Below are 11561 nucleotides of genomic sequence, written 5' to 3'. Positions count from 1 at the left end.
ATGATGGCCCGATCTTCCAACGAAAAAATCCGTCGTCGCGCCCTCCATCAAGACGAGGGGCGCAAGACCGTTCTCCTGCTGGTTGTGCTCACCGCAATGGCCAGCCTGGTCGCCATTGTGGATGAGCTGTCCGTCGTCAAGAACATGACGGGTCCCGTCCGGCTAGGCCACATTGCGTTGACGGCGCTGACGGTCGTGACATCCTGGATTTTCACCCACCTGATGTTTGCCATTCACTACGCCCATGACTACTACCTCAATGTCAGCCGGCAGCAACCAACGGGTCTCGTTTTTCCGGGCGAAGAGGCACCGGATTATGGCGATTTCCTGTACTTTGCCGGCGTGATCGGGACCTCGGGACAAACGGCCGATGTATCACTGACCAGTCGGGCGATGCGGCGCATGGGTCTGGCCCACTGTGTTCTGTCATTCTTTTTCAATGCAGCGGTGCTGGCGCTGACCATCAATATCGCAGCGAGCTTGTTGCCGAGGTGATATCGCCAGGGTTTCATGCGTCAGAATGTCGTGGCGCGTGGGTATCCTGAGGCCAGTGTCCGGCCCTATTTGCAGCGAGCTCTAACTTTCACGTTAACCGAAAGACACCAAGTCATCGCTTCTCAAGCCTGCGGTTGCGATCACTGTCGCCTTGCTGGCCACCTTCATGGGCATCTGCAAAATCAAGGATGACAACATCGTGCAGGCCATGTAACAAGCCCAGGCCCCCGTGCCATTGCCATCTCCATGCTGGCCGTGGCCTCGCTCACCCAATTGTGGTGGCTCTATGGCTTGAGTCTGGTCCCGTCCGCATTTGGCGTTCTCATGGGAATGTCCGGGCTCGCAGGTTGGCGCATTCATCCGGAGTCGCTCATCAAGCTCCTGAGCTAAGGGTAAAGCGGTTCAACCGCGGGTCCACCTTTATCGCCACGAGGAGCGAATCGCTCCAGAGAAACTCCGGGGCAGGTTTTTTGACCACTGTCCTTGTGAACTTGAGTTACCAAATTCCACAAAGACACCGCATGCATTGGATGCATGCGGTGTCCGCGTAAATATCGTTTGTCGCCGCCAACATTTTTGATCACCATGGGGCATGTCGTTGCCGAAACTGCAGTGTCTATTGCCGCCGCCTCGCGATTGAGCCCAGATTTTCGTTTTCGCATTTTAAAAAATGACAGCTTCTTGACGCGAAAAAAATGAAAACCCATGAAAATCACATCTCAATCACCTTCTCAAAACTCGCCATTGTCCCCAGAGATAAAAAATCGCTCTATCGGAATTCTCTGCGGCATTGCTGTCATTGTTCTGTTTTCAGGATTCACGCTGGTATCCAGGCTCGGCTTCTCATCGTCACTGACGCTGGCCGATATTGCAGCCTTACGCTTTTCCATCGGTGGGACGCTTTTGCTCCCGGTATTTTTCCGCTACGGCCTTTCCGGCCTTCGTTGGCGTGAGGCTGCGGCACTCGCCTTTCTCGGAGGACTCGGTTTTGCGCTTTTTGCCTACACGGGTTTCTCATTGGCACCTGCGAGTCATGGCGCCGTTCTTTTGCATGGCACTCTTCCGTTATTTACATTCATACTGGTAGGAATGACTTCCAGCACCAAGGCGCATGGTGGTCAAAAGCTGGGGCTTGTCATGATTTTCTTAGGCATTGTTGCAATGGCCTGGGATAGCTTGGCTACGGCAACCCTGCGTCAGTTGTTCGGCGACGGCTCACTTCTGTTGGCATCGGCCTGTTGGTCGGGTTACGGCGTGCTCGCCCGTCGACTCGATGTGAAGCCCGCTCATGCGGCCTCGATAGTCGCCGTTCTGTCAATGTGCTGTTTCTTGCCCGTTTATTTGGCATTACCCGGGAAAGCAATATTACTGGTCAGTTGGCAAGAAGTGCTGCTGCAGGGAATTTTCCAAGGCGTATTGATCGGCGTTGTTTCCATATTCGTGTACACCCGCGCAGTCGCCTCTTTAGGAGCGGTTGAAACAGCTCTTTTTACGGCAGCGGTTCCTTGCGCGACCACTATTGGAGCGGTACTGCTGTTGGCGGAATATCCAAGTGCCATCGCTTTGAGTGGCGTTGTGATCGTGACGATTGGAATGAGCGTTGCCATGCGTGCTGGCGTTGTCAAAAAGAAGTTTGATTGAATTAATTTTCAGGAGAATGATCTATGTCTGGTTACCTTCAAAAGAATGAACCCGCTGCCTGGGGCAAACCTGTCACCGCGCCGGCCTTGGCAGAACTGCGTAAGAGGGGCGAAAAATTTTCGGTGCTGACCTGCTATGACGCGAGTTTTGCCACGCTGATGAATCGTTGCGGTGTTGAAGTACTGCTCGTCGGAGACTCGCTGGGCATGGTCTGCCAGGGAAATTCCTCAACACTTTCCGTGACGATCACGGATATCGCCTACCACACCGCCTGCGTGGCACGCGGAAATCAGACGGCCCTGCTGATGGCAGACATGCCCTTCGGCAGCTACGGCACGCCGCACGACGCCTATGTCAACGCGACCCGACTCATTCAAGCCGGCGCCCACATGGTGAAGCTCGAAGGAGGCTCATGGTTGGTGGACACTGTCCGTTTTCTTGCCGATCGCGCCATTCCGGTGTGCGCGCATCTTGGATTGACGCCTCAATACATCCATCAACTAGGCGGCTACAAGATCCAGGGGAAGACGATAGAAAGTGCCGCGACCCTGCAAACGGACGCGCTGGCTTTGCAGGCCGCAGGCGCATCGATGGTCTTGCTGGAGGCCATTCCCGCGGCCGTGGGCAAAGCAGTGACCGACGCGCTCACCATTCCTACCATTGGCATCGGAGCCGGACCGGATTGCTCCGGGCAGGTGCTGGTCATGCATGATTTACTCGACGTTTTTCCGGGTCGAAAAGCGAAATTCGTTAAAAATTTCATGGAAGGTCAGACCAGTATTCAGGGCGCGATTTCTGCATTTGTCAATGCGGTCAAGGATAAATCGTTCCCGGCGCCGGAGCACTGTTTCTAGGAACGGCAACGGCGTCATTCGCCGCAAGTGAAGAACAATTGGGACCAACACGAAGGGAAAAGCGTATGCCGTCGCAGTTAGAAAAAGCACTTGAATTTCAGGCGTGCCATCACCGGGATCACGCGTTTATTATTCCCAACCCGTGGGACGCAGGAACCGCCCGCCTGCTCGATTTTCTGGGCTTCAAAGCTCTGGCGACGACGAGCGCTGGATATGCGTTCTCTCGTGGTCAACCGGACAATACGATAGCGTGCGATGAGATGATGACTCACCTGGCCGACATTGCGTCGGCCACCCACTTGCCGGTGAGTGCTGACCTGGTCAATGGTTTTGGTGATGATCCCTTCACCGTGGCGCAGACCATTCGACATGCCGCGGCGGCGGGCGTCGTAGGCGGCTCGATAGAAGATGCCTCCGGTGAGGCTGAAAATCCAATTTACGCACACGCATTGGCCGTGGAACGCATTCGCGCCGCTGCGGAAGCGGCGCGGGCACTTCCGTTCCCATTTACATTGACCGCGCGTGCAGAAAACTATCTGGTCGGCCCTCCCGACCTGCATGACACTATCAAACGCCTGCAGGCGTATCAGGACGCCGGTGCCGACGTCCTGTTCGCGCCGGGTCTCACCAGCAAAGACGATATCGCCGCAGTGGTCAGCTCAGTCGACCGCCCTGTGAATGTCATCATGGGCTTATCAGGCGTTCAATTCACCCTGGACGAACTATCGGAAATCGGGGTGAAGCGGGTAAGCGTCGGCGGCTCATTGTGTCGCACTGCGCTCGGGGCTTTCTTGCGTGCAGCGCGTGAACTCCGAGACCATGGCACATTTTCCTACTCAGATGATGCGATCAGCTCCCGGGAAATCAATGCCATGTTCCAACTGCCGAAAAATTGACGCGCGTCAGTACGGGCCCGAAACAGTCCGCGCCGATTCAAACCTGCAACCGAATTCGGGCATGGCAGATGCTCGACAATTAGCTTGTTTGAGGTGACTGCGCGAGTATCAGCTTGGCGATATCGCCGGTGCCAAACGTCCCGTCCTCCGACAGCGACAAAGCGACGCTTTCCCTGTCTGCTTGCGTTCGTTGCTGACCTAGAAACCACTTGCCAACGAGACGAGTAACCGTAATCTCAAATCCCACGACGCCTTTGATCATCTGATTCACAAAATCCGGTGACGCATTCGCGAGTGTCCACGGATTGACTCGTCCTTTCTCCTGCCGGTTCGTCAGCGCTTGAAGATGCGCGTGCAGCCAGGCAGGCTCGTCGACCATGCGTATGCTGCCATATGCGTGAACCGTCACGTAATACCAACTGGGGGCGTTTCTACCACTCTTGGTTCCATTCACAAACCACTGAGGCGATATGTAAGCGTTAGGTCCTTGAAATATCACCATTGCCTCTGCGGTTGATTCGGCTCGTTGCGAAATGGGATTCGATCTGGACACATGGCCGCGCAGCATGCCGTATGGCGCATGGTCACGGACCAGATCAATCGGAAGAAGGTTCGCGTCCATCTGCCCTGACAATGAGGTGACTAGGGCACCGAGCGGGTTAGCCTCGATAAAGTCATGCAACACTTCTAACCGCGTCTCTTCAAAGAGTTTCTGAACGTACACCGCGTCTCCTTCAATTGTTTCAGTTACTGCCCAATATCGAGCTTGGATAACGAAACGATAACGCTCGGAGCTCAAATAGTCTTGAACAAATCGGTCACAGCATCGCGAGATGAATCGAGGGGAGTTCGGGGCGCATAGCCGGCGTGAAGCCGCCCAGACGACGAAATTCCCGCGTCATGTGAGCCTGATCACTGTACCCGCCTTCCAAGGCGATTTGAGTGAGTGAGTCGTTCGGAACTCGGCGCAAAAGACCTAGCGTCCGCTGGAAACGAACGATAAGCGAGAGCGTCTTTGCGGGCAGGCCCACAGCGTCCAGCATCCCTCGTCGCAAGGTCCGTTCGTTTGTATCCGTGAGTTTTGCCAGCGCCCCAAAGGACAGGCAGCCGCCGGTTTGATGCACCATGGCGATTGCGTCCAGTACGGGCTGTTGCCGTGCTAACCGAGTGGCCCTGTTGGTCAGGATTTCAACTGCGCGTCTCAACGTGTCCCTAAGCTCCTCGTCAGTTCGCGACATGAGGATGGGTACAGCGAGCACACCGAGCAGTCGCTGTGCGTCGTCTGCCAACAGAACTCTGTCACGAATGGTGGACGGATCAATGCCCAGGCACACACCTCCCCAACCGACACGAAAGCGCACACCAAGTAGCGCTGTGTCCCCTCTTGTCGGGAGAAGGCTCGGCCGCTGCGCCGGGCCGGCAATGAGCAGCCTTACGTTCGAGATTGAACCGCCGTCGCGAACGTCAAACCTGGCAAGCAAATCCATCCGGCCATCTGGCAAAACCCGATGGACCGCAGCCTTCCCTGGATTAAATGACCACAGAGCTTCGACTCGCTCGCTGTTGAGCCCATTCAAAGAAAATTCGTGGTATGCCATTGCCCCTGAGCTGTCGTCGTCCCTTCATCTTCCCTGTGGATACACAGGCCGGAATTCCTTCGCACGCAGCGTCCTTCAGTCAGTTTCTAAGGTTTTCATTTGACTCAACAGGGCAGGTCTGAATATCCGAGTGATTGTCATGTAGTTGTCCCGTGGTCTTTCTGCACGCATCATCAATCAGAATTTTCGCCACTTTTTTTGCGGTTTGTGCGGCCTGTACATTTCTGGATACCTGCGCCGTGACAATCGCCCCCTCCAGCAGCAATGCCAGGGCATCCGCCAACTCTTCAGGCGAAGCAACATCAAGCTGGCTGCAGAGACTGAGCAAGTAAGCACGCATCAACTTCTTGTATTCGATACTGACTTGACGAATCGGAGAGTCCGCATCCGCGTACTCTCCGACTGCGTTGATGAACATGCAGCCAAAGAAATTTTTTTGCTTGAACCATGCTTCAGCCACATCGTAGACCGCCAGCAGGCGTGTTTCGGGTTGGCCCGCAGCCTTGCCCACGCTAGCCATGAATTGATTACGTAGAAGACCGTCCTGGTGGCGCAGTACGGCCAAGATCAGTTCTTCTTTGGACCGAAAGTAGGTATACAGCGTACGCTTCGACATGCCTGCTTTCTCCAGTAGCGTGTCGATGCCGGTCGCATGGAAGCCGTGTTCTGAAAAAAGCTCGATCGCGGTGTTGATAAGGTGCTCGCGCCGAGAAGTGGATCCCACTATATTGCCTTTTTAGTAAACAGTTCTGTTTTTTATCTTAGCATTGTTTAAAAAATGAAACTTTAGAAATTTTTTTCTAATTCGATATATTTTTGTTTACAAAGGAAACAGATCAGTGTTCTACTTAATTCAGAGGATACCGATCTATTTCCTGTGAATGCATTGCTTTAATAGGACCCTGGCATGCCACGTATTAACGTCGGAAGCAGAGCTATTGAAGGCCGCATAATGAAGTGGCTAAGCGGTACGTCCAACAGGGGCAAGTTCATACGTCCAATTCGTATTTCCCGCAGTCCTGACTCAACGCTTGAGGTCAGAAAAAATCGAATTTTCCACAGTCTCGTTTGGCACCAAAAATGATGACATTGTCTGCAGACTTCACGGACATGCTCTGCATTGAGTATCCCATTGTGCAGGGGCCGATGAATGGCGCCTCTACGCCGGAACTGGCTGCAGCAGTGAGCAATGCCGGCGGACTCGGTTCTTTTGCGGCAGCGCTGCTTCCTCCGTCAGCTATCCTGGAAGGCGTGCAGAAAATCAGGTCGCTGACTAGCAAGCCGTTCAACGTCAATCTGTTTATTCTGGATACGCCAAATCCAGACCATTCTGAAATTATCCGAACGCAATCGCTTCTTGCCCCGTTTCGTACTTCCCTCAATTTAGGTCCAGCTTCGATGCCGGAGAAGTTTTGTGAGAACTTTCAGCTTCAGCTTGAAGCGCTCTTAAAGGCGGCTCCCCCGGTCGTTAGCTTCACATTTGGAATCCTGGGTAAGGACGTGGTTTCACAATTCAAACGTGCGGGTTGTCGAGTAATCGGCACGGCTACGACGGTTGCTGAAGCTGTTGCATGGGAAGAAGTCGGCGCCGATTTTATTTGCGCACAGGGTTCAGAAGCGGGCGGTCACCGAGGCACATTTATCGGAGACTTTGAACAGTCTTGCATCGGCCTCATGGCGTTGATCCCTCAAATGACGGCAGCGGTTTCTATACCTGTTATTGCTGCTGGCGGCATGATGGACGGCCGCGGTATTGTTTCATCGCTGGTTTTGGGCGCGCAGGCTGCGCAGCTCGGCACAGCTTTTCTATCTTGTCCAGAGTGCCCGATACCGCTGGCATGGAAAAAATCACTGCTACTCGCGAAGGATGACAGTACGCGGCTCACAAGAACCTTTACAGGGAGATGCGCCCGCGGAATTGTGAACGAGTTTATGGAGCAAATGCGTCCATACGAGAACGAAGTACCGCCCTACCCTATACAGAACGCACTGACCGGGCCAATAAGACAAGCCGCTGGAAAACTTGATCGGTCTGAGTTCATCTCCCTTTGGGCAGGACAAGGGGTTGGAATGTCTCGACAGATGACGGCCTCCGAGCTTGTGCAAACGTTGGCCGCAGAAATAAAATCAACTATGTCCAATATGCTGCAGCGGTGACGCTATTGCAGGCCGGTTGCCCACCCAATCTGGACCTTAGTTACCAGCTATGGCCCGCGCGACATGGCGGTTTTCACTAATTTAGCGCCTATCAAAAACCTGGAGTTCCTATGCCGAATGCAGAGTTCCCAACAGCAATCGTTGCCTTGGATGCGGTAGCTCGAACGAAACCCTCAAACTATCCAGAGCCGTTCGCATCGCGCATGACTGGCCGAGAAAAGCGGCCGCTTGGTGACATGTTCGGTTTGTCGAACTTCGGTGTGAATCTTACGCGCCTCGTTCCTGGGGCAGGCTCTGCACTCCGCCACGCACACTCAAAGCAAGATGAATTTGTGTACATCCTGGCGGGGCACCCGGTACTCATCACGGACCAAGGCGAGACGCCACTTTCTCCGGGAATGTGCGCTGGTTTCAAGGCTGGCACTGGAAACGGCCATCACCTCGTCAACCGAGCGAACGAAGACGTCCTTTATCTCGAGGTGGGTGACCGTACCGCTGGAGATTCCGGGACTTACCCCGATGACGACTTACAAGCCGCATTGGGTAACGACGGGAAATGGCAGTTCTTACATAAGAATGGAACACCCTATTGAAGGGCAGTATAAATTGGACGACGCGTTAGCCTATGCCGAGTTCATTTGTCAAACTTCCCGCTCATAGGCCGTCATCTTGGAAGCGAGAGGTTCAGGATGGGATTGAAACTCCGGTGTCACGCGCTTCGGCTTCGATCCAAGCCGCAACGCTACAAACATCCTGACGTGGATGTTCCTCTGCCTGAATGAGCCAGTAGGCGTGCGCTGATTCCGCCCTGATCCTCGGGGGTGCGACCACCATGAGTCGCCCTTCGTCGAGAAGTGGCTGAATCAGTTCAAGTCGTCCCAACGCAATGCCTTGACCGGCTAGGGCGGCCTGAATCACCTGGTCATATTGATTGAAGTGCAAGATCCCTTGCGGTTTGGCGTCCGACCACTCCGCTGCACTGAGCCAGTCGCGCCATTGCAGCCAGGGATGCTGGAGATCGTCGAACTCCAGCAGTGACCATTTCAATGGGATCTTTAGTGATCGCAGCAACTTGAGGCCCAGCGAGGGATGCACGACGGGGGCGATGGATTCACTGAAGAGACGGACGGAGCCCGCTGGGGCCAATGAGGCTGTGGTGTAACGGATCGCCAAGTCAATACCGTCGTTGCGCAAATCTGTAATGCGGTTGTTGGCGGAAACACGAACATCCACACCGGGATGGAGTTTCTGAAACCGGTTGAGCCGTGGCAGCAGCCACAAGCCTGTGACCCCGATACTCGCACTCAGTGTCACTGGCCGCAGCACTCCGCCCGTACGGATTTCGCCCATCACGTCCTGCAGCTGTTGCACTACGCCATCTGCGCTGCGGAACAGCCTCTCACCTTCAGCGGTAAACGCTATGGAGCGATAGCCTCGAATAAGTAATTTGACACCTAACTGTTCTTCAAGCGCATGTATTTTTCTGCTGACAGCTGATTGAGTGAGGCATAAATCCTGCGACGCCAGCGTGATGCTCATACGTCTCCCAACGGCTACAAAGCCTCGAATTTGATCAAGAGAGGAAAGATGAACAAGTGGTAATGACATTCCCATGGTGCATGTGGTGAGAACAAAAGATTGATTGAACCACAAGCGCAGGAGATTTGTAACGCTCACAGGCCTCGCGTCAGCACAAATTTAACGTTATATTATTTTAATAATATTAAAAATAGTTAAATCCATGGCCATACTTTTGAACCGCAAGGAAGAAACCCACGAACGCATTGTGCGCACCGCGGCGCTTGCTATCCGCCAGCGTGGTTACAGCGGCGTTGACGTGGCCGAGGTGATGAAGGAATCGGGCCTGACTCACGGCGGCTTTTACGCCCACTTCGACTCCAAGACGTCCATGCCGGCCCAGGCCGCGGATCGGGCCGGTGCCGACGGCGTGCAAGCCCTGCACGCGTAGCTCCAAGCCCCCTCCTGATCATCCGAGTCCCACCCCCACTCGATCTCTTCACGCTCTTTAATATTACAATCATCATATGAATGATCCCATGACAACCGATACCACCCTCCGCCTGACACCGCATCAAGTCGCCCAAGCGTTCCTCACACCGGCGCGACCACCCGTCGGCCGCACGCTGGACTTTTTAACAGGCGGCCGCCGCTTTGAGTTTGACGGACCGGTTGGCAAGATTGCCGCGACGCGCGCCGGTAGCGGCCCCAAGGTGCTGCTGGTCCATGGTTGGAGCGGCCATTCAAGCGATATGACCGCTTTCGCCGCGCCGCTCATCGATGCGGGCTATGAGGTAATCGTGCTGGACCTGCCAGCCCATGGCGAATCTGAGGGCCACAAGGCCTCCATTCCGCAGGGTGCGCAGGCCCTGCTGGACCTTCAGAAGCACACGGGCGAGCTCCATGCTGTGATTGCTCATTCGGTGGGAACGGCCGTGGCCGTGCAGGCGATGGGCCGGGGCCTGCGCGTCGCACGCGCGGTGTTGCTGGCCCCTCCCGCACGCTATGCAGACTACGCCGCCAGTTTCGCAGCCCAGGCCGGACTTGACGCACAGCAGGCACGCGAGATGGTCGAGGAATTGCGTCAGAACGGACTGGACGTGACGTCAGTGTCCACGCCCATCACAGCCAAAACACTGGTGCAATCAGCCTTGCTGCTGCACTCGGCCGACGACCGTGTGGTTCCACTGTCCGATGCCCGCGAGATTGCAGCCGCCTGGCCCGGCGCCCGACTGCTAGAACTCGAAGGTCTGGGCCACCGCCGAATCCTTCAAGCACCGGAGGCCCTGTCCACCGTGCTGGACTTCGTCACGCGAAACTGAAAGACACCTATGAACGCATTTACGGTTGACTTCGTCCGCGCCCCTTTTCACTTTGCCCGCAAGGGCAAGCTGGCCAACCTGCCGTCGGACGACCTCGCGGCGCAGGTGGTGCGGGCCTTTCTCGCGCACCATTCCTACAACGGCGCTCAGTCACGAAAACCTTACGGAAAATGTGACACCTTCATAACCCCAGCACCTGCTTGGCGATGATATTGCGCTGAATCTCGTTGCTTCCGCCATAGATCGACATGGAGCGTCGCCAGAAGTAATTCGGCGCCGCGCCCACGACAGACGGTGTGATGCTGTTCATGTCACCCTGACCGGACATCAGTGCCGGGTCCAGCACCTGCCCGCCGGGTCCCGCCGCCTCGAAGATGAGCTCACTGATGCGCTGCCCGATCTCGGTACCGCGGATCTTCAGAGCCGACGCCAAACCCGCGCCTGGCGAGCTGCCGCTCCCCATGGCTGAGAGGGCTCGCAGCGTGTTCACCTCCAGCGCCTTTAGCTGCGCCTCCACGGCAGACACCTTGGCACGGAATAGCGGTTCCTCGATCAACGGTCGACCACCGCTTTGGACCTGCGATGCCACGCGCTTGAGTCGACGCATCGCAAAGGTCGAGAAGCCAATATTGGAATTCTCGACCCGCTCGTGTTCAAGCAGGAACTTCGCATAACGCCAGCCCTGTCCTTCCTCGCCGACGAGGTTGGCCTTGGGCACGCGCACGTCGGTAAGGAACACCGCGTTGAACGAATGCGTGCCTTCCAACATGGGGATCGGCTGGACCTCGATGCCCGGCGTCTTCATGTCGATCAGCAAAAACGAGATACCGGTCTGCGGTCGCGCCTCCCGGCTGGTGCGCACCAGGCAAAACATCCAGTCGGCATAGTGCGCGTACGAGGTCCAGATCTTCTGGCCATTGACCAGATAGTGGTCGCCGCGGTCTTCCGCCCGCGTGGCCAGTGAGGCCAGGTCGGAGCCGGACGCCGGTTCCGAGTAGCCTTGGCACCACCAAACAGTCGATTCGCGAATACCCGGCAGGTGCTGCGCCTTCTGCGCCTCGGTGCCGAAGTTGTAAATCA

General features: G+C 55.6%; 15 protein-coding genes. 9 read left to right on the top strand and 6 right to left on the bottom strand.

The genetic code is table 11. The features are described 5' to 3' along the window. A partial coding sequence (locus B3V69_RS15595; RefSeq protein ID WP_296447931.1) for a DUF1345 domain-containing protein occupies positions 1-495 on the top strand: 495 nt, incomplete at its 5' end. A 386-nt stretch (positions 496-881) separates the two neighbouring features. On the opposite strand, the gene B3V69_RS15590 is transcribed toward B3V69_RS15595, so the two are convergent. Further along, the gene (locus tag B3V69_RS15590) at positions 882-1202 is read right to left on the bottom strand and encodes a hypothetical protein (protein ID WP_296447930.1); all 321 of its coding nucleotides are present in this window, start codon (positions 1200-1202) and stop codon (positions 882-884) included. Between B3V69_RS15590 and B3V69_RS15585 the strand changes: the two genes are divergently transcribed. The 3 genes from B3V69_RS15585 to B3V69_RS15575 all read left to right on the top strand — a co-directional run bounded on the left by B3V69_RS15585 (position 1201) and on the right by B3V69_RS15575 (position 3886). Further along, positions 1201-2136, top strand: coding sequence for a DMT family transporter (locus B3V69_RS15585; protein WP_296447929.1), 936 nt, complete (start codon positions 1201-1203; stop codon positions 2134-2136). The genes B3V69_RS15590 and B3V69_RS15585 overlap by 2 nt on opposite strands. Before the next feature lie 23 nt (positions 2137-2159). Further along, positions 2160-2990 carry a 3-methyl-2-oxobutanoate hydroxymethyltransferase gene (gene panB / locus B3V69_RS15580; protein WP_296447928.1) on the top strand — a complete coding sequence of 277 codons (831 nt, stop codon included), beginning with the start codon at positions 2160-2162 and terminating at the stop codon, positions 2988-2990. A gap of 65 nt (positions 2991-3055) precedes the next feature. After that, entirely contained in the window at positions 3056-3886 is an 831-nt protein-coding gene (locus tag B3V69_RS15575) for an isocitrate lyase/PEP mutase family protein (RefSeq protein WP_296447927.1), read from the top strand. Between the two features lie 79 nt (positions 3887-3965). Here B3V69_RS15575 and B3V69_RS15570 read toward each other — a convergent pair whose 3' ends face one another. The 3 genes from B3V69_RS15570 to B3V69_RS15560 all read right to left on the bottom strand — a co-directional run bounded on the left by B3V69_RS15570 (position 3966) and on the right by B3V69_RS15560 (position 6208). Next, positions 3966-4610 carry an FMN-binding negative transcriptional regulator gene (locus tag B3V69_RS15570; protein WP_296447926.1) on the bottom strand — a complete coding sequence of 215 codons (645 nt, stop codon included), beginning with the start codon at positions 4608-4610 and terminating at the stop codon, positions 3966-3968. Between the two features lie 94 nt (positions 4611-4704). Further along, positions 4705-5484, bottom strand: coding sequence for an AraC family transcriptional regulator (locus B3V69_RS15565; protein WP_296447925.1), 780 nt, complete (start codon positions 5482-5484; stop codon positions 4705-4707). Between the two features lie 79 nt (positions 5485-5563). Further along, complete coding sequence (locus B3V69_RS15560) at positions 5564-6208, bottom strand: TetR/AcrR family transcriptional regulator (RefSeq protein WP_296447924.1); 645 nt, start codon at positions 6206-6208, stop codon at positions 5564-5566. Positions 6209-6564: 356 nt separating this feature from the next. Between B3V69_RS15560 and B3V69_RS15555 the strand changes: the two genes are divergently transcribed. Beyond that, the gene (locus B3V69_RS15555; protein ID WP_296447923.1) at positions 6565-7641 is read left to right on the top strand and encodes an NAD(P)H-dependent flavin oxidoreductase; all 1077 of its coding nucleotides are present in this window, start codon (positions 6565-6567) and stop codon (positions 7639-7641) included. Between the two features lie 110 nt (positions 7642-7751). Next, positions 7752-8234 carry a cupin domain-containing protein gene (locus B3V69_RS15550; protein WP_296447922.1) on the top strand — a complete coding sequence of 161 codons (483 nt, stop codon included), beginning with the start codon at positions 7752-7754 and terminating at the stop codon, positions 8232-8234. A gap of 91 nt (positions 8235-8325) precedes the next feature. Here B3V69_RS15550 and B3V69_RS15545 read toward each other — a convergent pair whose 3' ends face one another. Beyond that, the gene (locus B3V69_RS15545) at positions 8326-9249 is read right to left on the bottom strand and encodes a LysR substrate-binding domain-containing protein (protein WP_296447938.1); all 924 of its coding nucleotides are present in this window, start codon (positions 9247-9249) and stop codon (positions 8326-8328) included. A 133-nt stretch (positions 9250-9382) separates the two neighbouring features. On the opposite strand from B3V69_RS15545, the gene B3V69_RS15540 reads away from it, so the two are divergent. From B3V69_RS15540 to B3V69_RS15530, 3 genes are all read left to right on the top strand, one after another. After that, a complete protein-coding gene (locus tag B3V69_RS15540) occupies positions 9383-9610 on the top strand; it encodes a TetR/AcrR family transcriptional regulator (RefSeq protein WP_349679222.1) in 228 nt (75 codons plus the stop codon). Between the two features lie 88 nt (positions 9611-9698). Next, a complete protein-coding gene (locus tag B3V69_RS15535; protein ID WP_296447921.1) occupies positions 9699-10481 on the top strand; it encodes an alpha/beta fold hydrolase in 783 nt (260 codons plus the stop codon). Positions 10482-10490: 9 nt separating this feature from the next. Next, positions 10491-10691: a hypothetical protein gene (locus tag B3V69_RS15530; protein WP_296447920.1), complete on the top strand. Its 201-nt coding sequence runs from the start codon at positions 10491-10493 to the stop codon at positions 10689-10691. Here the strand turns inward: B3V69_RS15530 and B3V69_RS15525 are convergent. After that, a partial coding sequence (locus B3V69_RS15525; protein WP_296447919.1) for an acyl-CoA dehydrogenase family protein occupies positions 10663-11561 on the bottom strand: 899 nt, incomplete at its 5' end. The genes B3V69_RS15530 and B3V69_RS15525 overlap by 29 nt on opposite strands.

The organism is Rhodoferax sp. UBA5149 (genome assembly GCF_002413825.1).
Lineage (GTDB): Bacteria > Pseudomonadota > Gammaproteobacteria > Burkholderiales > Burkholderiaceae_C > Rhodoferax.
This window is presented reverse-complemented; position numbering and strand designations above follow the sequence as displayed.